The sequence below is a fragment of the Bradyrhizobium sp. Ghvi genome (genome assembly GCF_900115265.1).
Classification (GTDB): Bacteria; Pseudomonadota; Alphaproteobacteria; order Rhizobiales; family Xanthobacteraceae; genus Bradyrhizobium.
In genome coordinates, this window is the sequence record NZ_FOVU01000011.1 from 76,101 (window position 1) to 99,324 (window position 23,224).

Consider the following 23,224-nt stretch of genomic DNA (forward strand, 5'->3'; position numbering starts at 1 on the left):
GTCACTCTCCAGACGGCTCGACCACGGCAAGCTCGACGCCTTCCTGCACGATGTCGCCGACCTTGCACCTGATAGACTTCAGCACGCCCGCAAACGGCGCGCGCAGCGTCTGCTCCATCTTCATGACTTCCAGAGTGAGGATCGGCGCGCCCTTCTCGAGCTTCGCCCCCTCCTCGGCCAGCACGGCGACAACGGTGCCTGGCAGCGGCGCCGCGATCTTGTCCTCGCCGACATGTTCCTCGCTCTCGCCGCCGAACGGGTCGACCCAATGCAGGTCGAAGCGGCCGTTTCGCGTGCGAAGATACAGCTCGTGGCCGTCGATCACGGCAGCGACCGAAGATTTGACGCCATCGAGCGTCAGGTCGAACCCGCCCTCTTTCGGCACGACCGTGAACGCCAGCTCGCGCTCGCCAATCGCCAGCGTCGACGGTCCGCTGCCGTAATTGAGCGTGATCTTTTGCTCCGGCCCATGCCCGACGCGGAACGCAAAGCTGCGCTGGCGGCGGCCGACCGGCATCCAGCCGAACGTCTGCCACGGAGAACTCGCATCGGTCTGCGCCGCCTTTCGCTCGTCATCGACGATCGCGGCCACCGCGGCACAGAGCTCGAGCTCGCCCGGTGCCGGCGCGCTCTGCGTCAAGTCCGCCAGCTCACGCTCGATGAAGCCGGTGTCGATCGCATTCGCCCGCACCTTCGGATGCGTGATCAGCGCGGACAGGAACGGAATGTTGGTGACAATGCCGCGGACGTCGGAGTCCAACAGCCCGCGATTGAGCCGGTCGATCGCGATATCGCGCGTCGGCGCCCACGCGATCATCTTTGCCAGCATCGCATCGTAATACGGCGAGACAGTATCGCCCTCGCGGTAGCCGGCGTCGATGCGAAGGCCGCCGGTCTCCGCCGGCAGTCGCCAGGTCGAGATCCTGCCGACCGATGGCATGAAGTTCCTGGTCGGGTTCTCCGCATAGACGCGTGCCTCGACCGCATGGCCGTTGAGCTTGATCTCGTCCTGCCTCAAGGGCAGCGCCTCGCCGAAGGCGACGCGTAGCTGCCATTCGACGAGATCGATGCCCGTGATCAGCTCGGTCACGGGATGTTCGACCTGGAGACGCGTGTTCATCTCGATGAAGAACACGTCCTTGCCGTCGGAGACGAACTCGATGGTGCCGGCGCCGACATAGTTCACGGCGCCCGCCGCCTTGCGCGCGGCGGCACAGACGGTCTCGCGCTGGGCAGCATTGAGCGTCGGGGACGGCGCCTCCTCGATCACCTTCTGGTGGCGGCGCTGCAGCGTGCATTCGCGCTCGAACAGCGACAATAGATTGCCGTGGCTGTCGCCGATGATCTGCACCTCGATGTGCCGGGGATTGTCGACATACTTCTCGATCAGCATGCGGTCGTCGCCGAACGCCGCCTTGGCCTCCCGTTTGGCACTGACGATCGCAGGCGCAAGCTCGTCCGTCGAGCGCACGATGCGCATGCCGCGGCCACCGCCGCCCGCGGAGGCCTTCACCAGGATCGGGAAGCCGATCTTGTTTGCGGCGTTCGCCAGCGTCGCATCGTCCTGGGCCTCGCCGTGATATCCGGGCACCAGCGGCACGCCGGCCTTCTCCATCAGGGCCTTCGAGCCTGACTTCGAGCCCATCGCCGTCATCATCTCGGCGGTCGGGCCGACGAAGACGAGACCAGCTTCAAGGCAGGCCTGCGCGAACTCGGCATTCTCCGACAGGAAGCCGTAGCCGGGATGCACAGCCTCCGCGCCCGTCTTGCGGGCGGCCTCGAGCAGGCGCTCGACATTGAGATAGCTGTCGCGGGCGCGCGCGGGCCCGAGCAGCACGGCCTCGTCCGCAAGCGCGACATGCATCGCATCGCGGTCGGCCTCGGAATAAACCGCGACGGTGCGCAGGCCCATGGCGCGGGCGGTCCGGATGACGCGACAGGCGATCTCGCCGCGGTTGGCGATCAGGAGGGTACGAAAACGACGGTAGAGCTTTGAACGGTCCATCGCATCACATCCTGAACAGGCCGAACTTCGTCGGCTCGATCGGCGCATTCGATGCCGCCGAGAGACCCAGGCCGAGCACGAGGCGCGTGTCGGCTGGGTCAATCACGCCGTCGTCCCAGAGACGCGCGGTCGCATAGTATGGATGTCCCTGGCTCTCATATTGCGCGCGGATCGGCTCGCGGAATTGGTCTTCCTCTTCCCTGGACCAGCTCTCGCCCTTGGCCTCGATATTGTCGCGGCGGACCTGGCTCAGCACCATCGAGGCCTGCTCGCCGCCCATCACCGAGATGCGCGCATTCGGCCACATCCAGAGAAAGCGCGGCGAATAGGCACGGCCGCACATGCCGTAATTGCCGGCGCCATAGGAGCCGCCGATCACGACGGTGAATTTCGGCACCGAGGCGGTCGCCACCGCCGTCACCAGCTTGGCGCCGTCGCGCGCGATGCCGCCGGCCTCGTATTTCTTGCCGACCATGAAGCCGGTGATGTTCTGCAAGAAAACAAGGGGAATGCCGCGCTGGCAGCACAGCTCGATGAAATGCGCGCCCTTCAGCGAACTCTCGCTGAACAGAATGCCGTTGTTGGCGATGATGCCGACCGGATAGCCCCAGATATGGGCAAAGCCGCACACCAGCGTGGTGCCGTAGAGCTTCTTGAACTCATCGAATTCCGAGCCGTCGACGACGCGCGCGATGATGTCGCGCACGTCGAAAGGTTTTCTGCCATCGACCGGTACCACACCGTAGATCTCTTCCGCGGCAAATAGCGGATCGCGCGGCGGATGCATGTTGAGGTTCGGCCGCGCCGATGGCTTGAGCGTAGCGACGATGCGGCGGGCAATGCCGATCGCATGAGCGTCGTTCTGAGCGTAATGGTCGGTCACGCCCGACTGGCGCGAATGCACGTCGGCGCCGCCGAGTTCTTCCGCGCTGACGACCTCGCCGGTCGCCGCCTTCACCAGCGGCGGGCCGCCGAGGAAGATGGTGCCCTGATTGCGCACGATGATGCTCTCGTCCGACATCGCCGGCACATAGGCGCCGCCGGCGGTGCAGGAGCCCATCACGATCGCGATCTGCGGAATGCCAGCTGAGGACATCTGCGCCTGGTTGTAGAAGATTCGGCCGAAATGCCGTTCGTCCGGAAAAATCTCGTCCTGGAGCGGCAGGAAGGCGCCGCCGGAATCAACCATGTAGACGCAGGGAAGATTGTTCTGCCGCGCGATATCCTGCGCGCGCAGATGCTTCTTCACGGTCATGGGATAGTAGGTGCCGCCCTTGATGGTGGCATCATTGGCGACCACGACGCATTCGCGGCCCGAAATCCGCCCCACCCCGGTGACGATGCTCGCCGAATGCACATCACCGCCATAGAGGCCGTGAGCCGCCAGCGGCGACAGCTCCAGGAACGAGGTGCCGGGGTCGAGCAGCAGATCGACGCGCTCGCGCGCCAGCATCTTGCCGCGCGCGGTGTGACGGTTGCGTGAGACCTCGCCTCCGCCGCCGGCGACCTGGGCGAGCTTCTCGCGCAAGTCCGCGACGAGTGTGCGCATGGCGTCCGCATTGCGCGCAAAATCAGACGACGAGGCATCGATGCTGGAATGGAGCGGCATGTTGATTCCAATGAGGTGAAAGGTTTTAAGCCGTCTCGGACATCAGCTCGCGGCCGATCAGCATGCGGCGGACCTCTGATGTCCCCGCGCCGATCTCATAGAGCTTGGCATCGCGCCAGAGCCGGCCTACCGGAAACTCGGATGTATAGCCGACGCCGCCGAGCGCCTGAATCGCCTCCCCCGCCATCCAGGTCGCCTTCTCTGCGGAATACAGGATTGCAGCCGCCGCATCCTTGCGCAGCGTGCGCGCGTGGTTGGCACGATCGCAGGCCTTGCCGACGGCGTAGACATAGGCCCGCGTGGCCTGCCAGGTCGAATACATGTCGGCGAGCTTGCCCTGCATCAGCTGGAAATCGCCGATCGGCTGGCCGAACTGCTTGCGCTCGTGCATATAGGGCACCACGGCATCCATGCAGGCGGCCATGATGCCGAGCGGTCCGCCCGACAGCACCGCGCGCTCATAGTCGAGGCCGGACATCAGCACCTTGACGCCCTCGCCCACCTTCCCCAGCACGTTCTCTTCCGGCACCTCGCATTCATCGAAGAACAGCGGATAGGTGTTGGAGCCGCGCATGCCGAGCTTGTCGAGATGCTGGCCATGCGTAAAACCCTTGAAGTCTTTCTCGATCAGGAAGGCGGTCATGCCGCGTGGGCCGGCTTCGGGATCGGTCTTGGCATAGACCACCAACACGTCGGCATCGCCGCCATTGGTGATCCACATCTTCGAGCCGTTGAGCACGTAGCGATCGCCGCGCTTGTCGGCGCGCAGCTTCATCGAGACGACGTCGGAGCCGGCGCCCGGCTCGGACATCGCGAGCGCGCCGACATATTCGCCCGAGATCAGCTTCGGGAGATAGCGCTGGCGCTGCGCGTCATTGCCGTTGCGGCGGATCTGGTTGACGCAGAGGTTGGAATGGGCGCCGTAGGACAGGCCGATCGCGGCCGAGCCGCGCGAAATCTCCTCCATGGCGACGATATGGGCGAGATAGCCCATGTTGGAGCCGCCATATTGCTCCGGCGCGGTCATACCGAGCAGCCCGAGATCGCCGAAACGCTTCCAGAGGTCCGCCGGAAACAGATTGGCCTTCTCGACCTCGGCCGCGCGCGGGGCCACCTCCGCTTCGACAAAGGCGCGCACGGTGTCGCGCAGCATGCCGATGTCTTCGCCCAGATCGAAATCGATGCTCGGGATGTTCAAGGCGATTCCTCCTGGATCTTGCAAGTGCTTGTCGGCCCGAACCTACCCCCGCCCGGGCACCGGGGCGGTCGAAAAGGTTGCATTTTCCGCCAAGTTTGGCGAGGATTTTCCAAGGGATTTTTCGATGACCTTTCAGGCCGCAACCGCCGCACCCCGCCGCGCCATGACCCCTGCCGCCTTCGTCCGGGGCGTGGTCGCGGCCTATGCCCGCTACGGCAGGGATCCGGCCGAGGCGCTGAGCAAGGGTCAGGTCCTCCCCGACCTCGTCAAATCCAGGGATGGCCGGGTGACGGCCGCCCAGTTCGAGGCACTGGCCGGCCATGCCATGCGCGAGCTCGACGATGAGGCACTCGGCTGGTTCTCGCGCCGGCTGCCTTTCGGCACCTATGGCATGCTATGTCGCGCCTCGATCACCGCGCCCACTCTGGAAGTTGCGCTCAAGCGCTGGTGCCGGCATCATCGTCTGCTGACCGAAGACGTGCTGTTCGAGCTGGCAGTCGGCGAGGAGACCGCGACCATCTCGATCCGCGAGCAGCGCGAGCTCGGCGAGCTCCGCGAGTTCTGCCTCGTCACCCTGCTCCGCTACGTGCTCGGCTTCTCCTGCTGGGCGATCGATTCCACGATCGCGCTGCGCGCGGCGGAATTTCCCTATGCCGAGCCGGGCCACGTCTCGGTCTACCCGACGATTTTTTGTAAGGCAGTCCGCTTCGGCGCGGACCGCGCCAGCATCTGCTTTGACAGGCACTATCTCTCGCTGCCGCTCACGCGCAGTGCGGCCGATCTGGACAGCATGCTCAAGGGCGCGCTGCGCCTGACTGTGCTGCCCTACCGGCCCTATCGCCGCGACCGGCTCCTGGTCGAGCGCGTCCGGCGCGTGCTGCGTGCGGCGCGCGGACGCAGTCTCGGCGCCGAGGATGTCGCCAGCGAGCTCGCGCTCTCCACCCGCACCATGCATCGCCGCCTGCGCGAGGAGGCGACCTCGCTGCGCGACCTCAAGGAGGAAGCCAAGCTCGAGCTCGCCAAGCTGGAGCTGATGCGCGGCCGCACCCCGATCAAGCGGATCGCGGAGATCGCGGGCTTCCGCAACGAGAAGAGCTTTTCGCGTGCTTTCCGCAGCTGGACCGGCACCAGCCCGCGCGAGTTTCGGGGACGGTACCGCTGAGGGCGCGCAGTCACCGCCATGATTGGCGGCCCCGAGGGGCGCACGGTAACCCTCGTGCGGATCCTATCCTGCCGGCGCCACAGACGCGATCTCCGGCACGGGCAGCGGCACGTCTTTCGCTACGCCCAGCACCGGAAAGCTGCGGACGTTCTTCACGTTGGGCATGGCGGCGAAATGCAGAAGCTGTTGGCGCATGCTCTCGACGCTCGGCGCCACACATTTGAGGAGGTAGTCGGTGTCGCCCGAAATGCGCCAGCACTGCTGGATCCGCGGGATTGCTGATATCGCCACCTCGAACGCTTCCAACACCGGCTGCGCCTGGCTGCCGAGCTGGATCGAGACGAACGACACCACTTCGTAGCCGAGCAGCCGCTCGTCGATGACGGCGCGCACCGCGCGGATCACGCCGCGGCTGAACAGAGATTTCAGCCGCCGCAGGCAGTTTGGCGCGGAGACGCCGACGCGTAGCGCCAGCTCGTTGTTGCGAACCCGCCCGTCCTGCTGCAGCTCCGAAAGTATCTTCAGATCGACGCCGTCGAGCTGGTCACGCCCGGCCATCCCCCTGCCCTCGTCATGGTCCTGTCATGCGAGGTAGCGAAGCACGCGGCGGAAGGGGTGCCAAGGGCTCTCCGGAGGGACGGTCGAAGACGAGCCCTTCAATGCGTCCAGGGCTCGCCGCGGCGAAAGGAGAAATTATCGGCGTAGGCAATCTGGCGCGGCAGAGATTCCTTCGGCTCGATCACCTGGTAGGCGATGCCCTTGCGCTCGCAATAGGCGACCGCCTCGTCCTTGGTGTGGAAGCGCAGCGTGATCTGCTGCTTCATGTCGCCGGACGAGGTCCAGCCCATCAGCGGCTCGACCGCTCGCGGCTGCTCCGGCTCGTAATCGAGCTGCCATTCGCGGGTCTTGGACCGGCCGGATTGCATCGCGTTCTTGGCGGGCTTGAAAATGCGTGCGGTCATTGGCGGTCCGGCCTCTTCGTCTTTTCGTTCGATTTTAGTGCGTCACGGTAGCGATTGGTGGAAACCGTGGGCATAGTATAGAGACACCTTTCGGGAACTGATCGGTGATTCCGGCCCTCCCGGGTCCTCATCGATGGGTATAGTCATTATGCTGCACTGTGACAATTGCGTACCCGCCTTCCGCCCGGGAATCCGAGCCGGCGGCCAAGCCTTGCTAACATCTGCCTTGCTAACATCTGCCTCGCCGACACCAGATCCGTCCCCTTCGAGAGCTTCCGTCGCATGGCCTTTCTGAACATCAATGCCACGCTGCCCGAAAAGGGCCGTGACCTCAGGCTCGACCTGTTCCGCGGCATCGCCAATTGGGCGATCTTCCTCGACCACATCCCTGACAACATCGTGAACTGGGTCACGACGCGCAATTACGGCTTTTCCGACGCCGCCGACCTGTTCGTCTTCATCTCCGGTTACACCGCCACGTTCGTCTATGCGCGCATGATGCTGGAGCGCGGCTTCATCGTCGGCGCCACGCGCCTCACCAAGCGGGTCTGGCAGCTCTATGTCGCCCACATCATCCTGTTCGTGATCTACATCGCCTCGATCAGCTATCTGGCGCTGCGCTTCGGCGATTCCGAGATGATCAACGAGTTCAACGTCGCCGGCCTCGTCGACAACGCCACCGAGACGCTGCGCCAGGGCCTGTTTTTGCGTTTCAAGCCGCTCAATCTCGACGTGCTGCCGCTCTACATCGTGCTGATGGGCCTGTTTCCGCCCGTGCTCTGGTTCATGCTGCGCAAGCCCGATTTGACGATGGTGCTATCCATCATCCTGTGGCTGACTGCGCGTCATTTCAGTCTGAACCTGAACGCCTACCCGGCCGGCCAGTGGTACTTCAATCCATATTGCTGGCAGGTGCTGTTCGTGTTCGGCGCCTGGTGCGCGATGGGCGGCGCTCGCCGCTCGATGACGCTGATCAACTCGCCGATCACGCTGTGGGTCTGCCTCGGCTATCTCCTGTTCGCGCTGGTCATGACCATGGCCGGCCGCTTCCCCACCCTCGGCGGCATGTTCCCGGAATGGCTGTTCTCGACGTTCAATCCGAATGACAAGACCAACCTCGCCCCCTACCGCTTCATCCATTTCGTCGTGATCGTGATCATGGTGATCCGCTTCGTGCCGAAGGACTGGCCAGGCCTGGAATGGAAGATCTTCGATCCCGTGATCGTCTGCGGCCAGCAGTCGCTCGCCGTGTTCTGCGTCGGCGTGTTCCTGTCGTTCGTCGGCCATTTCGAGCTGTCGATGAGCTCGGGCTCGTTGTTCGCGCAACTCTTCGTCTCCATCGCGGGCATCGCGATCATGACGACGGTCGCCTACTACATCTCCTGGTCGAAGCGGCAGGACAAACCGCTGAAGCCGCCACCGGCGAAGCCCGCGGCCAGTCCGGCAGCCAAAGCCGCCTGAGACGCCCGCTTTTTCAAGCGAGCGTCGAACTGCCATTGCAACGTGCTTTGTCCGGGATCGGCTTGACGTGGGTCAACCGGGGGCGACGCCTCCGGGCCTAATGTCGCTGGGACACACGCCGCCGCAATGTCGGCGGCCTTCCTCTCGGACAAGGCCCAAGCACATGCCCTCTCATTTTCACGCCGTCGTGTGGATCGACCATTCGCAGGCCCGCATCTTCCATCTCGGCCTGAGCGGCTCCGACGAAGTCACGTTGCACCCGCAGCTGGCGACGCGGCACCTTCATCACAAGGCCAACGCCATCGGCAGCGGTCATGCCGCGCCCGACAAGGCTTTCTATACCGAAGTGACCAAGGCCATCACCGATGCCGGCGAGATCCTCATCATCGGTCCGGCAAGCGCGAAGACGGAGCTCGCCAGCCACATCCGCGCCCATGCGCCCGATGTCGCCAAGCGGATTGCCGCAGTGGAAGCGGCCGATCATCCCTCGGACAACGAGATCGTCGCCTACGCAAAACGTCATTTCAAATTGCCGCTGCCACGCATTCAGGCGCCGGGAGCGACCGCAGGCGAGCGACACACTGGTTAATGGCGGAGCCTCCAGCTCAGGCCGCCGCCTCGCCGTCATATTCGGTGAATTTCTTGTAGATCCAGTTACGGCCGTCGTGGCGTCGCCAGACCTTGCCGTAAACGAGCTGCCCGTTGATCGAGCGGCGCGGCACGATGACCGTCCAGAGGTGCCAGATCTCGGTCCAATTCGACCGCTGGCGGACAGTCTTCGAGGTGAGATCGAAAGTCATGACGGACAACTCGCGCGAAACTAAAAGCCGCGACGAACGTGATCTCGTCTGAGCCACAGATTGGCGTCGTCGCATGCCGGGACCGCTTGGATAGCAGCCATCAAAACGGCCGCAACGACAGCCCGCGTTTAACCTAACCGATCAACCTTACCCGCCGACCTGCAGCCGCCTTGCCGGTTGAAAGGCTTGCCCAGTTTTCCTAAGATATTCGTGCAATTTGAGAACGGGCATGCCGCTTGCGAAGAGCTTGCCTGGTGATTTTGAACTCGGCCTGCATTTTGAGAAGCTCATCGCGCTGGTTGACGATCATGAATTTCCAATGTGCCTATTTGCGTCTGGTGATGATTTCGCCGCCCCCGGCACCTATTGCCAAGCCAATCCACGACAGGCCGAAGGCTGCCAACGACGATTATCCGGTCTGGCCGCTGATCCCGTTTCCGGCGGGCTGGCACGCCTCGAACTGAGCCGGAAAAAGCGCAACGCCGCGCAAGCGGAGTATCATCGCTTGGCGGCGTCCGTTTAGGCATTGGGCGCTGAAATCCCCAATACTCATGTGTCTATGGCGACACCCAAAGGTTCGATGAAGATTGGTGATTCTGCGCCTGACCGGCTTAGATTCTCGTGAAAATCGAGGCAAGTCTGGCCGCGGCGGCTCCCCGACACCTCCGCATGACGGACGCGCTTGGATCGACCGCAAAGCCGGTGATCGGATTGAGATCTGCTTACCTGCGATTGATCCCCGCGCTCCTCGCAACTATTATGCTGGCGTTGGGTGTGGGGTCTGAGAAGAAATCATGAAGCTTCGCGTGTTGGCGGTGACCGCCGTGCTGGCGGTCTACGCGCCGTTTGCGTTCTATTTTGCGAGACAGCCCGTCGTGGAGGATGAGGGGCTGCTGAAGCGCCCGTTCGCGCATCAGGGGCTCCATTCCTGGCTCGCGCGCCCGCTGGTTCCGGGCTTGCTGGCGGACAGTCAGGACGCGCCTCGTGCGGCGACCCTTGTCGTCCTAGAGGATGGACATCCCCTCGGGCCCGGCCACACCGAGTTCGCCGAGATCACATACAACGGCTCTGGCCGTTATCGCTACTGGAGCGACCCGCAGGAGGGGCGAATCCTGGTGTTCTCGACCTCGGACAATTCCGACCCCAACACCAACGGACGCACCTACCGCTTCGCCCATTTCGGTGCGCATGAGCCTTACGCGGACGCGCGCCGGCGCTGAACCGGCTTTCCATCTCGCCGGCGATACCTCGGCCGGCTTCTTTGTCAGGAAAGCTCCGGATTGTCCCTGCCGGACGCGGCGCTTGCTGGCTCTCCTGGAAGCGTGTATCGACGAGGCTCGCCGGACATTCGGGGTATAGCGCAGCCTGGTAGCGCGGCAGTTTTGGGTACTGCAGGTCGTTGGTTCGAATCCAGCTGCCCCGACCACGTCCAGCCGTCAGAGCGGCTAACCCGGCACCATCAGGACCTTATTTATTGCCGAACAGCGGGTGGCCGACCCGATCGCCGACACGGATGCCGTATTTCTGCGCTGTTCCCGCCACCACCTCCAGGACGGCCCGGGCGGGCCCCCGTGACGAGATGATCTTGGTCGAAAGCGGTTCGGTATTTTCCGCGATGCGCAGGATGCGGCCGTCGGCGCGAATGAAGATCATGTCGAGCGAAACGTAGGTGTTCTTCATCCACATCGACACTTCCTGCTCGGGATTGAAGTCGAACAGCATGCCTTTGCCGTCGGCCAATTCCTTGCGGTACATCAGCCCGGTCTGCTTCTCCTCTTCCGTGGTCGCCATCTCCACCGAGAACACCTGCACGCCGTTCCTGGTGACGATTTCGAGCGGCTGGAAGCTTGCGGCGCGAGCAGGCGCGCACGTGACAGCCAATCCGACAAGAATGAGAACGGCGGCAAGCCAGCCCTGGGCGCGGGACCAGGCGGCCTTTCGGTTAAAGTGCATGGGCGGGAAACTCGGCAGGGAAATTCTGAACGACAAGGACTGGTCTAACGGCTTCGGACTGCGACATCCTTACGCGGCCACCGTCCGAAAAGCCAGAAGCGCGCGACCCTGGCCGCGCGCTTCTGCTCACGAATACGATAATTTGAAGCCGCTAGTGCGACTGCAGGCCAGGCGAGCCTGTCTCAGGATGAATCTCGGCCGCCATCATGCCCTTGGAGCCGGGCCCGAACCGTACCAGCACATATTGGCCCGGCCGCAGCTCGGTCATGCCGAAGCGACGCAGCGTCTCCATGTGGACGAAGATGTCGGGAGTTCCCTCGCCGCATGTCAGGAAGCCGAAGCCGCGCAGCCGATTGAACCATTTGACCTGTGCCCGCTCGAGCCCACTGGTTGCGGTGACTGTGACGTGGGTCCGCGGCGGCAGCATCTGCGCGGGATGGATCGCAGTCGATTCGTCCATCGAGACCACGCGGAAGGCCTGATAACCCTTGGCGCGCTGGATGCACTCGACGACGATGCGGGCGCCCTCGTAGGCAGTCTGGAAGCCGTCGCGCCTAAGCACGGTAACGTGCAGGAGAACGTCGGGCCAGCCATTGTCGGGAACGATGAAGCCGTAGCCCTTTGAGGCATCAAACCATTTGATGACGCCATGAACCTCGACGAGGTTGGCACTGCCCTCACCTAACCCGGTGAAGGGACTGAGCGCGCTATCGCGACCGGCGCCGTGCTCACCCGACGCGGGAACTCCCAGCTTCTTGGACTCAAATCCGTCCGACGACCCCATAACCCCGGACCCCACACATGCCATGCAACCCGCCACATTGGCGGCGCTCGAATCACGCGTCTTAAGAGAATCTTCTCACTTCGACGCGACGCGAATCTTCCGACTCAAAAGATAACACTACCGGTTGCGGCGCATAGACAAAAAAGAGATTCGCCGGAACCTATGAACAGCTTGCACAGCCGCGAATCAAACTAATGCCTCAATTGCCGGCGAAGGGCCCAAGCGTTTCGCCGATGTCATGGCGGATGACGAGATCGGCGATGTCGTCCTGCTCGGTGGGCTCGCGGTTGATGATCACCAAACGCGCACCGGCTTCCTTTGCCATCATCGGAAAACCCGCCGCCGGCCAAACCACGAGCGAGGAACCGATGGCGATGAAGAGATCGCAAGCCCGTGACAACTCGGTCGCACGTTGCATTTCATCCTCGGGCATCGCCTGACCGAATGAGATCGTTGCGGTTTTGACCGGCTCGTCGCATGCGCTGCAGTTGGGTGCGACGCCGTCCTGGTCGAACCGGCGCTTCACCCAGTCGAGCTGATAGACCTGCCCACATCCGATGCAACGCGCGTAGGTCGTGTTGCCATGAAGTTCGATCACGCGGTCGGGAGCGAAGCCCGAGGCTTGGTGGAGATTGTCGATGTTTTGGGTGATGACCGCGGGGATCTTGCCGGCGCGGTGCAGTGAAGCCAGCGCGCGATGACCGCGGCCGGGCTTCGCGGCGGCGAACACCTCCTCCATGGCAAAACGGCGGCGCCAGGATTCGTCCCGGGCGGACTGGCTGGCGACGAATTCGCCGAACTCGATCGGGCGGTTGCGCGTCCAGATTCCGCCCGGCGAGCGGAAGTCCGGGATGCCGCATTCGGTCGAGATGCCGGCGCCGGTGAACGGCACGATGATCTTGGCTCGCGCGATCATGTCGCCAAGCTGTTCGACGCCGCTCTGAAGGTCCTCTGCAATCACGCGCCGCCTCCCCGATTCAATTTCACGCCTGCTATGCTACCAGTACAAACGACAAGATTCTTGACGCTGTTATCCACCGCCGCGCAAGCCGGTGAGCCGCGATCGGCCGGCAATTTTTTCCGGCCCTCGCTTATCACAATCCTGCAATGCCTCCTCCCCATTGACGCCCCAATCAGGAGCGCCAATGCATGTGTTGACGCGACTCAAAGTGATTGCGGCGGCAGTGCTTGAGTTCAGAAGCGCACACATACTTCCGGTGTAGTGGGGATTTGACATGACCGAAGACGAACAACGCAAAATCCGTGAACGCGAAGAGATCGCCGCCCGAGTCGCCGCCTTCCGTGCCACGCAGGAAAAATTCAAGCGCGAGCGCGAAGAGTATTTCGTCTCGACGCTCGAGAACGCCCGCAAGGTGGAACGGCCCTCGCTCTGGCCGTGAGACATCGCGCAGACATTTGTAGGCACGAAAAAGCCCGGAGCATCGCTCCGGGCTTTTCGATTCGTCAGCTGTTACCAGTGGCGATAGTAGTAGTGGTGGCGATAATAGGGTCGGCCATAATAGGCGTACGGGCCAGGGCCGTAGTCATCATAGTACACGGGGCCGCCGTAGTAGCCGTAGCCCGGACCGTAATAGCCGTACGGATGGGACGCAGCGATAGCGCCCGCCGTGATCGCGCCGGCGGCGAGACCGAATGCCAAGCCCGGACCGACGCCGCGTGCCTGCGCAGGTGCCGCGACCGCGGTCGCGCCGACAGCCGCAACGGTCGCCAGAACTGCGAGTGTCTTCGTCATGATCTCCTCCTTCGCATCTCCCGGAGACAACGCGGACCCTTCCCAATGGTTCGCGTCTCTTCGCATCCTGGAACCGCGACGAAAAATCCCACCACGAAGGGAACAATGTCCGGAAACGTGGATTGGACCTACAAGTGCGGGAGCCTCCGCCATCCGGTCGAGGCGACAGCACGAAGACCCCGTCAGCATCTCCGCGGTGCTGGCGGGGTTTTCAGTTTCGAACCACAAATAATGGCAGGCGACGTGTATCGCTGCCAAGGGGCGGAGGTCGAGGAGGAGAGAGAGTGCCGATATCCGCTTTGCTGGCCCGCATACGCAGGCTTGTTCCCAAGAACAATGCGCAGCACTACGACGAGATCGTTCGCAGTTTCGGTGTCGGCGCGCTGCGCCCGCCGCCGACTCCAATGAGTGACGGCGAGCTCGCGCGCGCCATCGCCGAGTTCCTCAAGGAGTCGCCCTCGACGGAATCGGTTGCAGCGTTGGGCCGCCGGCTCGATCCCACCTCGCGGCTCTGAACGCGATTCTTTTCAGAGGGGGAACAAGCATCTCAGGCGGGCGTTGCTACCTTCCCGTGCGAAGAGGCTTGTCATGCCCGTTTGGCTCGAAGTCTTGCTCAACCTGTCCGGCTACGCCGGCTTCGTGGCGCTTGCGACCAGCGGCGTCGCGTGCCCCAGGGAATCCTCCGAGGACGAGATCTACGGCGGCAAGCGTTAACTGGCATGCGGCGGCTTGCCTCTGCCGACCTCGTTTGTTCCAGCTTCGCCTCCGTTTCGTTCGCGCAGAACGAATCGGAATTGACGAAATCAATTCCCAGCACGTCTTAACAAATCGTTTGCGTGCGAATGAGCGCCGAGACGCGGCAAGCGGAGCGTCACCTCGCCATCGATGAAGCAACGCCGCCAGTACGCCCTCGCCGTCTCGCGCCTCAAGCCGCAGCGCGCTTGGCGGTCCTCTTCTCCGAAAAGCATTCCAGGATCTGGATGCGAAGCTCTTCTGCGGCCGGGCCCTCGACCTTCCGGAGTTGATTCCAGAGCCTGACCACTTCGCGTTGTTTCTCGATGGTCATGAGTCACCTCCCAAGCGGATGACTCACTAGAACAAAATGAGAACAAAAAGTCCAGCCCTCGGACTGGATTTCCCATGCATGTTGCCTTGCAACTTTCGGCGCGCAAGAGACGCATGGAAGCTGGGGGATTTCAGCGCCCAGTCAATACAGCAGCGCCGCGAGGGACGAACATATTCCGTCACCGCGGCGCTGTTGCTTTTTGGATTTTCAACCTTACGTTAAAGTCTGCCGCTGACGGCCAGGCGCTGAAATCCCAATGCCGTCGGCAAGAGAGCCCCGTGCGCAAGCGCGGGGTTTTCTTTTGGAAAATCGCGCAGGTGCGCGTCAGGGCCGGATCAGACGGCGTCCTTCGCCACCTTCAGCGGCGAGGCCTTGACCGACTTGCTCGCCGGTTTCGCCGCGAACTGCATCGGCTCCTTGGTGAAGGGGTTGACGCCCATGCGGGCTTCGGTCGCGGGCTTGTTGACCACCGACATCTTCACGAAGCCGGGAACGACGAACTCACCGGACTCGTTGAGCTCCTTGTAACCGACCGTCGCCATGTACTCGATGACCGACTTCACGTCGTTCTTCGCAAGCTGCGTGCCTTCCGCAATTGCATCAATCAACTGGGTCTTGGTCATCTTCGCCATATCTGGATTTCCTCTGAATTGGGTGCACGCGAGCTGCGGTGTAGCTTTGTCCGGACGGGGTAAAACTACGCGGGCAGCGCGTCGGTTCAGGCCGGTGGCCATGAAGCAGCCGGGCTTAGAACCCATTGAGGCCGAAAACGCAAGCAGCAGTTCGACGCGAGTTCCGTGACGTCTAGCTATTTCTGCTGGGCAATACCGGCGAGATATCTGGCCGGCGGCTTGCCCAGCGCCTTCCTGAACATGGTGATGAAGGCCGTGACCGATTCATAGCCGAGATCGGCGGAGACCTGCTGCACGCTCGCGCCCGATGCGAGCTCGCGGATCGCGACGATCAGATGCAGTTGCTGTCGCCAGCGGCCGAAGGTCAGCCCCGTCTCCCTGGCTACGAGCCGCGCAAGACTGCTCTCGCTGAGCGCGACGTGATCGGCCCATTGCGCCAGCGTGCGGCGGTCGGCGGGATTGTCCGCCAGCGCGGCCGCGATGCGCTTGACGCGCGGCTCGCGCGAGAGCGGCAGATGCAATTGCTGCACGGGCATGCGCGGCAATTCGCCGAGCAGCACGCCGATCAGGCGCTGCCGCCTCGCCTCGTCATGCTGCGTGCCGTCGGACAGCTCGACGATCAATTCGCGCAGCAGCGGCGAGATCGAGATCGTGCAGCAGCGATCCGGCAGATCGACCAGCTCCGCTTCGATATAGACGAAGAACAGCCGCGCATTCGCGGTGGCACGATTGCTGTGCGGCATGCGGCTCGGAATCCAGACCGCGCAATGCGGCGGCACCATCCACAATCCGCTTGGAACGCGACACGTCACCCCGCCTCCAAGCGACACCACGAGCTGTCCCTTGCGGTGGCTGTGCTCGGGCACCTCCTCTTTGGTCCCGTCGGCATCGACACGCACGGCAATGACAGGCGCGGACGGCTCGTCCACATCCAGATCAACCCAGGGATATCTGAGCTTTTGCCTGATCATTGACCGTTTTTAGCTATCGATCGAAGTTATACGCAAATTCATCCAACCGCAAAATCGATAATTTGGGTCACCCCACCCAAGGAGACGTGACCGTGCATGGCTCGATAAGCGCGCAAGCAACACGGCTCAGCCGACAGGTCCGCACCCAAGCCGGCGCGGTGCGCGGCCAGCCGCGCGACGAGAGCGGCGTGCTCGCATTCAAGGGCATCCCCTACGCCGCGCCTCCGGTCGGCCCGTTGCGCTGGCGCGCGCCGCAACCACCAACGCCATGGCGCGGCGTGTGCGATGCGCGCGCCTTTGGCGCTGCAAGTCTGTCCTCGCTCGAAAACGATCCGCGGCCGGGACCACGCGCCGAGGATTGCCTCACGCTCAATGTGTGGACCGCCGCGCAAGACGCTGACGAGAAGCGGCCGGTGATGGTGTGGATCCACGGCGGCGGCTTTCAATTCGGCTCCTCGGCCAATCCCGCCACCGATGGCGCCCTGCTAGCGGCCAAGGGCGTCGTTGTCGTCAGCTTCAACTACCGCCTCGGCATCTTCGGCTTCCTCGCCCATCCCGAGCTCGATGCGGAAGCGCCATCGGGCAATTACGGCCTGCAGGACCAACTCGCGGCGCTGCGCTGGGTCAAGGCCAATATCGCCGCATTCGGCGGTGACCCCGATAACGTGACCCTGCTCGGTGAATCCGCCGGCGCCATGGCCGTCGGCCTCCTGATGGCATCGCCGCTCGCGCGCGGGCTGTTCCACAAGGCCATCGCCGAGAGCGGCGCGTTCTGGGATGGCCGACGCGGGCCGTTGCAAACTCATGATGAAGCTCGCGCGCGTGGCCTCGCGTTTGCGCGCCGGCAAGGCGGTGCGTCGATCGCAGCCCTGCGCACTATGCCGGCCGAGCAACTGAATGCAGCCGCGCCCTGGAGTTTTGCGCACGACCATGTCACGCAAGCGTTCTCACCCAGCATCGATCATCATCTGGTGCCGGACGCGCCTGCGCGACGCTTCCTGCGCGGCGAGCAGATGCACATTCCCCTGCTCGCGGGCTGGAACAGCGCGGAAGAATTCCCCTTCATGTCGCAAGCGCTTCCCCATCATCAGGCGCAGGCCTTTCGCGCGGCGGCCGAAGCGCTGTTCGGCACGGACCGGATGGCGGACTTTCTCAGCCACTATCCCGCCGAGACCGACGCGCAGGCCAAGGCGTCCGCCGCTGCGCTCGCCGGCGACATGGTGATCGGCGAGCAGTGCTGGCAGGCGCTGCGTCTGCATCGCAGCAGCACGCGCGCGCCGGTCTACGGCTACCACTTCGTCTACACCTCGCCCTACACGCCGATTGCCTCGCACGTGACCGAGATCCCCTTCCTCTTCGGCACGCTGACGCCGCAACGGGTGATCGGCTGCGCCGCGCCGCCTGACGAAGCCGACCGCGTGCTGGCGCAGACCATGATGAGCTATTGGGTCAACTTCGCAAGATCAGGCGATCCGAATGGGCCCGGCCTGCCGTTCTGGCCGGCCTATGACGAGAGCGACATCGTGCAGATCCTCGGAAACACCATCGAAGCCCGGCCCAATCCGCACGCGAAGCGCTTCCGCTTCCTCGGCAGCTTCAGGGAGAACGGCGTGCTGCCCATGCGCTGGCGAGGTGACGTGGCCAACTGAGAGGGCCCGTGACTTCCCAGGGGAAGTTTTCCACACGATGCCTCACCTCATCGTGAAACTTTCATCTCGAACGATGTTGTTCAGACTCTGGTAACCCAACGCCGCCACTCTCCATGCAGTCCTGTTGCGTTGGAGTACCCAAAAAGTGCTGAATTTTGACGAGCTGCGTGAACTCGCAGCCGATGTTCGCGTGTTTGTCGATGTCGCCGAGGACAAGGCCGCGGCGCTCAGAACCGTCATCGCCGCCTATGACGTCGTGCTGGCGATCTTCCCCTCCGGAGACGGCATGGGCCTGCACGTCATCAAGGGCAAAGAGATCCTGGACAAGATCGCAAAGTCGCGCAGCCACGCGACCTACAGCCACACGGCGATCGCGGTTCCCGATCTCGAGCATGCCGAAGTGTTGAAGTACCTGACGGCGCCGGTCGAACAGCGGGTCGCGGCGTAAGCAGTCAGTGTGGCGACAGCGAGCGATCGTCTCGCGGGCGGTCGCGCTTCAATGCCCCCACACGGCGACCATGAAGCCGAGCGCGAGAATGCCGAGGCCGATGATGACGCCCGCAACTTCAGCGGCGTTGTCCACGCCGAACAGCTTGACGATGGCGGTCCCGACCAGATTGAGGACCAGTTCGAAGATGAAGCCGAGCAAGGCGTCGAGCATGGCCGCTCACCCCGCCTTGCCGTATTTCTTGCCGTATTCGATGCCGTGCTCTGCGTCGCCGACAACGCCGCCCACCTGATATCGTTTGAACCAGCTCACGGCGAAATGCCCCCGTTGATAGCCATTGGTCGCCGCGAGCCTCGTGAGGGTTCGGGCCATCCATTTGCTTTGTGACGGCGGTCACAGCACGCGATCCCCCGTTCGGCGTACTCCTGCGATCACAGGTGCAAGGGGAGCACGCTCCCCGTCGACGGCGGAATGGTCCGCCGTCCGATCTTCATCAGGAGCAGATACCATGCAGAACAGTGATTATCCGGGAATGATCGAGCTGACGGATGCCGAGCTCGAGTCGGTCGTCGGCGGCAACTGGCTGGGCGATGCCTTCCGCGCCATCGGCAACGCCATCGTCCATGCCGTCGAGTGGGTCGGCGGCATCATCGCCGGCGGCTTGCGGGGCCCAGGCTGTTTTCCCGGCCCGTTCGGTTCAGGGTCGGGACCGGGCCAGCCGCCGCTGTGATGTCGTTTTTCCTGTCATCACCGCGCAAGTCGGAGGCCGCCGCGTTGGCGGCCTCTTTGTTTGCGAGCCGCGATTGCGGCTTGCTCCCCGCGCCGCAGGGTTGGCCGTGCATGACGAGAGACATCTCCGCCCCCGTTCACCGGATATCAAGCTTCTTACTTTAATCTGGACGGCTGCCTGGGGATCATCAGCGGGGGGCTTGATGAGTGAGGGGGAACAACGCAACGACAGGCGGGTCGCGTTCGAGCGACCCATCGACGCCCGCGTCATGGCGATCGACGGCACTTGGCAGCGCGCCTGCAAGATTCACGACGTCTCCGAGATGGGGGCGAAGCTGGTGATCGACGGCGCCGTGACGGATATCGGCCAGAAGGAATTTTTCCTGGTGCTATCCCCCATTGGCCTCGCCTACCGACACTGCGAGCTCGCCTGGATCAATGGCGAGTTCATCGGCGTTCAGTTCATCAATCGCGGCAGAGCAGCGAAGCGAGCGCGCCGCGGCGAGACGCTGGTGAAGTAGCAAGCCGATCGCGCGCGCTGCAGCGCAGACCAGCTCATTCATCGGCAAGGGCGAACGGCGAGAGCGGTTGAAAGCCTGCGCCGCTGGACTGCACCTCCCGAACAAGACAAGATGGTTTCAATGTCAATGCACCAGCTCGTCAGTGGCCGGCGTGAGTAACGTGCACCGCAATAAAACTCAAAAACGGCAGGGAAGAACGATGCAGCGAAAAAGAAACGTGGCGCTTGATGCTGCGATGGCTTGCCCGGCTCTCATAGCGGCCATCATGATCATTGCGATCTCGCCGGCAAGCGCCGACGATTCAGCCAACATATCACCCGCGCTCAAATGCGCTGACTTGACCGGCTGGAAGATGCCGGGATCGACTGCAACGATCACCAAGGCCGAAATGGTGCCGGAGGCGGCGCCGGGGACCGTGCAGCCGTCGCCGCCGGCGCCGGCCACCGTATCGGTGGCGCTGCCGCCGAACTGCCGCGTCGATGGCGTCATCGATCAGCGCGTGGGCGTCGATGGCAAACCTTACGCGATCGGCTTTGCCGTCGCCCTGCCCGATCGCTGGAACGGCCGGTTTTTGTTTCAGGGCGGCGGCGGTTTGAACGGCACGATCCGGCCGCCGCTGGGTTACCAGGCGGCCGGCGAGGTGCCGGCGCTGGCGCGCGGCTTTGCCGTGGTCTCAACCGATAGCGGTCATCAGGGCGCGGTGTTCGATGCCTCGTTCCTCAGGGATCAGGAAGCCGCGCTCAACTTCGCCACTGCATCCGTCGGCAAGGTGACAATTGCCGCCAAGGCGATCGTCGCGCACTACTACGGCCAGCCCGCAAAACGATCCTATTTCACGGGGTGCTCCACCGGGGGCCGCGAGGGCATGCTGGCGTCGGCGCGCTATCCCGAACAATTCGACGGCGTCGTCGCCGGCGCGCCTGCGATGCGCACCGGCAACTCCAATATCGGTCTGGCCTGGGCCAACGCTGCCTTCAGCCAGATCGCGCCGAAAGATGCGTCCGGCAAGCCGGAGCCCGCCAAGACCTTTTCCGCTGATGAGCGCAAGCTGATCACGAACGCGATCCTCGATGCCTGCGACGCCAAGGACGGCATCAAGGATGGCCTGATCTTCGACCGCAAAGCCTGTCAATTCGATCCCGCGGTCCTCACCTGCAAGGGCAACATCAAGGAGTCCTGCCTGGCGCCGCCGCAGGTCGATGCCCTCAGGAAAGCTTTTGCCGGACCGAAGAATTCACGGGGCGCACAGGTCTACCCGCCGTTCCCGTGGGACAGCGGCGTGGCAGCCGAAGGCGTTGCCATTCCCGGTATCCTGACCACAGGCGCGCGCAGTCCGGTCGGACCGCCTGTTTGGGACAGCATCAACGTCGATCAACTCGAAGACCGCGTCAACGCGAGCGGGTTGGATCGCCTCGCCAACACCGCCTACTGGACCAACCTTTCGAGTTATTTCGGCCATGGCGGCAAGCTGCTGTTTTACCACGGTGTGAGCGATCCCTGGTTCTCGGCTGAAGACACCGTGAATTACTACGAGCGCATGGCGGCGGATTCCGGCGGCATGGAGATGGTGCGGGAGACATCGAGCCGGGCCTTCCTGGTGCCCGGCATGGGTCACTGCTCGAGCGGCGCAACGCTCGATCAGTTCGATCTCCTCAGCGCGGTCGTGAACTGGGTGGAAGACGGCAAGGCGCCCGATGCGGTGGTCGCAACGGGACCAGCCTTCCCCGGCCGCAGTCGGCCGCTTTGCGCCTATCCGCAACATGCGCAGTACAAGGGGCAAGGCGATCCGGAGAGCGCGGCGAGTTTTGAGTGCAAGTAGGAAAGATGTGCGCGGTTAAATGCGAACCATAGAACTCAATGTCCGAATTGGCGCACGTGCCAGGACCTTTACGCGACCTGGGGCGGAGCCTGAGGCACTTAGGTTCACTGTCGCCGTAATTGCGGAAGGGAACAACACAACAGCCAGGACATTGAGTCCCCATGGGTGTGGTGAAGCAAATCAAAAAGCAGGCTGTCGTGGCCGAACAGGCGGCCGCCCGAACGGCTGACGCTTTTGTGGCCGACCAGATGAAGAGCCTGGCCGAGGCCTTCCGGGCTCAGGCCGAAACCATAAGAAAGCAGAAGAAGCAAAAGAAGAAGAAATGAATTTTACCGTCATTGGCAGGTGCAAGCACGGAGAGCTGGCACATCGCCGCAGCACGCCCGAAGCTGCGCTTAAGAAGGCTCGAGAGCTTGCCAAATCAGGCTGCTACGACGTTCACATCGTAACCCCGGAAGGCCGGGATTACGCCTCTCCCGAGTTCGGAGATCTCCCCCGATCGCCGGCTTCACGCCGAAATATTCAGAAAGCCCACACCTAAGCTGGCCGGGGACAATCACGGTGCGCTGAATTTAGCCGCGTGTGCGCCTTGCTGGACTGTGAAGTTCTGCTTCATGGCTCATGAAGGTTATACAGGATAGTTGCTGGCGGAATGCCGTCGTACCTCCTCTTCGCAACACCAAGCAGAGAAGAGGAGCACCACAATGACCGGCGACCTTGGCAAATCCAACCATCGCAGTGACGTGTCGAAGCAAGTTGATCCGCGGCAGGTCGCTGACCAAAGCTCCGGGACGAACACAAAGGGACTACATCGGCGGGCATTCTTGGCCGCCGGCGCAACCGCTACGGCCCTCGCTGCCAGCCCGAGCTTCGCGCAGAACCAGCCGCCGGTTGCGCCTGCTCCGACCGTCCAGGCGGCAATGCCGGGCAATGTCAGGGTGGAACGGCTGGACGGTTCGATTCTCACGATCGGCATTCGCCAGGACGGTGACCGTGTCGAACTGTCGAGTGTTATCGGCTTGGGCCGTTTGATGTACATGCTCGATCACGACGACGCCCTGCGTGTCGCGGTGCTCTATTCCCAGGGTCCCGACTTCATCGGCGGCATCTTGGACGCCGACAGCTGGGCACCCGTGCTGCGGACTGGCCGCTTCCCGGAAATTCCCCAATTCGTAAATCCGGTCGGCACCATCCCGCCGCGGCGAGAGAAGCCGCTTGTTGTCGCCGTGCAGGGCAAATGCCAAGGCGCAGGCCACGAGCTGTTCCTCGCCGCCGATATCAGGGTCGCCGCCAGCAACACCGTCTTCGCACAACCTGAAGTCACCCGCGGCCACTTCCCGGCCGGTGGCGCGCCGATCACGTTTGTCCGCGAAGCGGGCTGGGCGAATGCGATGCGTTACATGCTGACGGGCGACGAATGGGGTGCCGACGAGGCTTACCGAATGGGTCTCGTGCAATTCGTGACGCCGCCCGGAAAGCAACTCGATCGCGCCATCGAGGTCGCTCGCAAGATCTCCGCAGCAGCTCCGCTTGGCATTCGTGCCACCATGAATTCGGCGCACCGTGCGCTCAGCGAGGGTCAGGAGGCGGCATATGCGGCGCTGTTTCCCGAACTTGCCCACCTTGCCCAGAGCGACGACCACGAAGAATATTTCCGCGCGCAAAGGGAGAAACGCGCCCCTGTCTTCCATGGACGCTGACT

Annotated in this window: 30 protein-coding genes, 1 tRNA gene and 1 pseudogene; 17 read left to right on the forward strand and 15 right to left on the reverse strand. The window is 63.2% G+C overall.

From position 1 onward, the window contains the following. Position 1 precedes the first annotated feature (1 nt). From BM374_RS30660 to BM374_RS30670, 3 genes are read right to left on the reverse strand one after another with little or no spacing between them, the layout of a single operon-like run. Entirely contained in the window at positions 2–2,005 is a 2,004-nt protein-coding gene (locus tag BM374_RS30660; RefSeq protein ID WP_177248644.1) for an acetyl-CoA carboxylase biotin carboxylase subunit, read from the reverse strand. A gap of 4 nt (positions 2,006–2,009) precedes the next feature. Continuing rightward, positions 2,010–3,614, reverse strand: coding sequence for a carboxyl transferase domain-containing protein (locus BM374_RS30665; RefSeq protein ID WP_092301377.1), 1,605 nt, complete (start codon positions 3,612–3,614; stop codon positions 2,010–2,012). Positions 3,615–3,639: 25 nt separating this feature from the next. Then, positions 3,640–4,767: an isovaleryl-CoA dehydrogenase gene (locus BM374_RS30670; protein WP_092301677.1), complete on the reverse strand. Its 1,128-nt coding sequence runs from the start codon at positions 4,765–4,767 to the stop codon at positions 3,640–3,642. Between the two features lie 169 nt (positions 4,768–4,936). Between BM374_RS30670 and BM374_RS30675 the strand changes: the two genes are divergently transcribed. Then, entirely contained in the window at positions 4,937–5,974 is a 1,038-nt protein-coding gene (locus BM374_RS30675) for an AraC family transcriptional regulator (RefSeq protein ID WP_092301380.1), read from the forward strand. 63 nt (positions 5,975–6,037) lie between these two features. Here BM374_RS30675 and BM374_RS30680 read toward each other — a convergent pair whose 3' ends face one another. Together BM374_RS30680 and BM374_RS30685 are read right to left on the reverse strand one after the other, a co-directional pair. Next, positions 6,038–6,532 (reverse strand): Lrp/AsnC family transcriptional regulator, encoded by a 495-nt coding sequence (locus tag BM374_RS30680; RefSeq protein WP_092301383.1) that lies wholly within the window; start codon positions 6,530–6,532, stop codon positions 6,038–6,040. A gap of 98 nt (positions 6,533–6,630) precedes the next feature. Beyond that, complete coding sequence (locus BM374_RS30685) at positions 6,631–6,936, reverse strand: ETC complex I subunit (protein WP_092301386.1); 306 nt, start codon at positions 6,934–6,936, stop codon at positions 6,631–6,633. Between the two features lie 282 nt (positions 6,937–7,218). On the opposite strand from BM374_RS30685, the gene BM374_RS30690 reads away from it, so the two are divergent. Further along, positions 7,219–8,397 (forward strand): OpgC domain-containing protein, encoded by a 1,179-nt coding sequence (locus BM374_RS30690; protein ID WP_092301389.1) that lies wholly within the window; start codon positions 7,219–7,221, stop codon positions 8,395–8,397. A gap of 163 nt (positions 8,398–8,560) precedes the next feature. Further along, the gene (locus tag BM374_RS30695) at positions 8,561–8,986 is read left to right on the forward strand and encodes a translational machinery protein (RefSeq protein WP_177248646.1); all 426 of its coding nucleotides are present in this window, start codon (positions 8,561–8,563) and stop codon (positions 8,984–8,986) included. A gap of 16 nt (positions 8,987–9,002) precedes the next feature. On the opposite strand, the gene BM374_RS30700 is transcribed toward BM374_RS30695, so the two are convergent. Continuing rightward, positions 9,003–9,197 carry a hypothetical protein gene (locus BM374_RS30700; RefSeq protein ID WP_092301395.1) on the reverse strand — a complete coding sequence of 65 codons (195 nt, stop codon included), beginning with the start codon at positions 9,195–9,197 and terminating at the stop codon, positions 9,003–9,005. 229 nt (positions 9,198–9,426) lie between these two features. Between BM374_RS30700 and BM374_RS38850 the strand changes: the two genes are divergently transcribed. From BM374_RS38850 to BM374_RS30710, 3 genes are all read left to right on the forward strand, one after another. Continuing rightward, positions 9,427–9,720 (forward strand): hypothetical protein, encoded by a 294-nt coding sequence (locus BM374_RS38850; RefSeq protein ID WP_177248647.1) that lies wholly within the window; start codon positions 9,427–9,429, stop codon positions 9,718–9,720. Positions 9,721–9,991: 271 nt separating this feature from the next. Next, the gene (locus BM374_RS30705; RefSeq protein ID WP_092301398.1) at positions 9,992–10,417 is read left to right on the forward strand and encodes a hypothetical protein; all 426 of its coding nucleotides are present in this window, start codon (positions 9,992–9,994) and stop codon (positions 10,415–10,417) included. A 129-nt stretch (positions 10,418–10,546) separates the two neighbouring features. Further along, positions 10,547–10,623, forward strand: a tRNA-Pro gene (locus BM374_RS30710). A 41-nt stretch (positions 10,624–10,664) separates the two neighbouring features. Here the strand turns inward: BM374_RS30710 and BM374_RS30715 are convergent. The 3 genes from BM374_RS30715 to BM374_RS30725 all read right to left on the reverse strand — a co-directional run bounded on the left by BM374_RS30715 (position 10,665) and on the right by BM374_RS30725 (position 12,895). Continuing rightward, positions 10,665–11,150, reverse strand: a complete 486-nt coding sequence (locus BM374_RS30715) for a DUF192 domain-containing protein (protein ID WP_092301401.1) — start codon at positions 11,148–11,150, stop codon at positions 10,665–10,667. Positions 11,151–11,301: 151 nt separating this feature from the next. Further along, positions 11,302–11,934 carry a cold-shock protein gene (locus BM374_RS30720; protein WP_177243663.1) on the reverse strand — a complete coding sequence of 211 codons (633 nt, stop codon included), beginning with the start codon at positions 11,932–11,934 and terminating at the stop codon, positions 11,302–11,304. Positions 11,935–12,133: 199 nt separating this feature from the next. Beyond that, positions 12,134–12,895 carry an SIR2 family NAD-dependent protein deacylase gene (locus BM374_RS30725; RefSeq protein ID WP_177248648.1) on the reverse strand — a complete coding sequence of 254 codons (762 nt, stop codon included), beginning with the start codon at positions 12,893–12,895 and terminating at the stop codon, positions 12,134–12,136. 274 nt (positions 12,896–13,169) lie between these two features. Here BM374_RS30725 and BM374_RS38855 point away from each other — a divergent pair, with 274 nt between their 5' ends. Continuing rightward, positions 13,170–13,334, forward strand: coding sequence for a hypothetical protein (locus tag BM374_RS38855; RefSeq protein ID WP_164933808.1), 165 nt, complete (start codon positions 13,170–13,172; stop codon positions 13,332–13,334). A gap of 71 nt (positions 13,335–13,405) precedes the next feature. On the opposite strand, the gene BM374_RS30730 is transcribed toward BM374_RS38855, so the two are convergent. Further along, the gene (locus BM374_RS30730; RefSeq protein ID WP_092301683.1) at positions 13,406–13,687 is read right to left on the reverse strand and encodes a hypothetical protein; all 282 of its coding nucleotides are present in this window, start codon (positions 13,685–13,687) and stop codon (positions 13,406–13,408) included. 284 nt (positions 13,688–13,971) lie between these two features. Between BM374_RS30730 and BM374_RS30735 the strand changes: the two genes are divergently transcribed. Continuing rightward, positions 13,972–14,202, forward strand: coding sequence for a hypothetical protein (locus BM374_RS30735; protein WP_092301404.1), 231 nt, complete (start codon positions 13,972–13,974; stop codon positions 14,200–14,202). A gap of 73 nt (positions 14,203–14,275) precedes the next feature. Continuing rightward, positions 14,276–14,401, forward strand: a complete 126-nt coding sequence (locus BM374_RS40020) for a hypothetical protein (RefSeq protein ID WP_092301407.1) — start codon at positions 14,276–14,278, stop codon at positions 14,399–14,401. Positions 14,402–14,612: 211 nt separating this feature from the next. On the opposite strand, the gene BM374_RS38860 is transcribed toward BM374_RS40020, so the two are convergent. From BM374_RS38860 to BM374_RS30750, 3 genes are all read right to left on the reverse strand, one after another. Continuing rightward, positions 14,613–14,753, reverse strand: a complete 141-nt coding sequence (locus tag BM374_RS38860; protein WP_177248649.1) for a hypothetical protein — start codon at positions 14,751–14,753, stop codon at positions 14,613–14,615. A gap of 335 nt (positions 14,754–15,088) precedes the next feature. Further along, on the reverse strand, positions 15,089–15,385 hold the full coding sequence (locus BM374_RS30745) for an HU family DNA-binding protein (RefSeq protein ID WP_177248650.1): 297 nt from the start codon (positions 15,383–15,385) through the stop codon (positions 15,089–15,091). A 176-nt stretch (positions 15,386–15,561) separates the two neighbouring features. Beyond that, a complete protein-coding gene (locus tag BM374_RS30750) occupies positions 15,562–16,353 on the reverse strand; it encodes an AraC family transcriptional regulator (protein ID WP_092301686.1) in 792 nt (263 codons plus the stop codon). A 95-nt stretch (positions 16,354–16,448) separates the two neighbouring features. On the opposite strand from BM374_RS30750, the gene BM374_RS30755 reads away from it, so the two are divergent. Next, on the forward strand, positions 16,449–18,005 hold the full coding sequence (locus BM374_RS30755; protein WP_092301689.1) for a carboxylesterase/lipase family protein: 1,557 nt from the start codon (positions 16,449–16,451) through the stop codon (positions 18,003–18,005). A gap of 145 nt (positions 18,006–18,150) precedes the next feature. Continuing rightward, positions 18,151–18,453: a hypothetical protein gene (locus BM374_RS30760; RefSeq protein ID WP_092301414.1), complete on the forward strand. Its 303-nt coding sequence runs from the start codon at positions 18,151–18,153 to the stop codon at positions 18,451–18,453. A 48-nt stretch (positions 18,454–18,501) separates the two neighbouring features. On the opposite strand, the gene BM374_RS38865 is transcribed toward BM374_RS30760, so the two are convergent. After that, a complete protein-coding gene (locus tag BM374_RS38865; protein WP_177248651.1) occupies positions 18,502–18,666 on the reverse strand; it encodes a hypothetical protein in 165 nt (54 codons plus the stop codon). Between the two features lie 6 nt (positions 18,667–18,672). Continuing rightward, on the reverse strand, positions 18,673–18,825 hold the full coding sequence (locus tag BM374_RS38870) for a hypothetical protein (protein ID WP_177248652.1): 153 nt from the start codon (positions 18,823–18,825) through the stop codon (positions 18,673–18,675). Positions 18,826–18,961: 136 nt separating this feature from the next. Between BM374_RS38870 and BM374_RS30765 the strand changes: the two genes are divergently transcribed. From BM374_RS30765 to BM374_RS30780, 6 genes and pseudogenes are all read left to right on the forward strand, one after another. Further along, a complete protein-coding gene (locus tag BM374_RS30765) occupies positions 18,962–19,183 on the forward strand; it encodes a hypothetical protein (protein WP_092301417.1) in 222 nt (73 codons plus the stop codon). Positions 19,184–19,385: 202 nt separating this feature from the next. Further along, positions 19,386–19,703: a PilZ domain-containing protein gene (locus BM374_RS30770; protein WP_502689469.1), complete on the forward strand. Its 318-nt coding sequence runs from the start codon at positions 19,386–19,388 to the stop codon at positions 19,701–19,703. A 388-nt stretch (positions 19,704–20,091) separates the two neighbouring features. After that, positions 20,092–20,976: pseudogene (locus BM374_RS40320) on the forward strand (tannase/feruloyl esterase family alpha/beta hydrolase); the annotation flags it as partial. Positions 20,977–20,982: 6 nt separating this feature from the next. Next, positions 20,983–21,522: a tannase/feruloyl esterase family alpha/beta hydrolase gene (locus tag BM374_RS40325; protein WP_502689470.1), complete on the forward strand. Its 540-nt coding sequence runs from the start codon at positions 20,983–20,985 to the stop codon at positions 21,520–21,522. Positions 21,523–21,683: 161 nt separating this feature from the next. After that, positions 21,684–21,848, forward strand: a complete 165-nt coding sequence (locus BM374_RS38875) for a hypothetical protein (RefSeq protein WP_177248653.1) — start codon at positions 21,684–21,686, stop codon at positions 21,846–21,848. A 498-nt stretch (positions 21,849–22,346) separates the two neighbouring features. Further along, positions 22,347–23,222 (forward strand): enoyl-CoA hydratase-related protein, encoded by an 876-nt coding sequence (locus tag BM374_RS30780; protein WP_210188609.1) that lies wholly within the window; start codon positions 22,347–22,349, stop codon positions 23,220–23,222. Positions 23,223–23,224 lie beyond the last annotated feature (2 nt).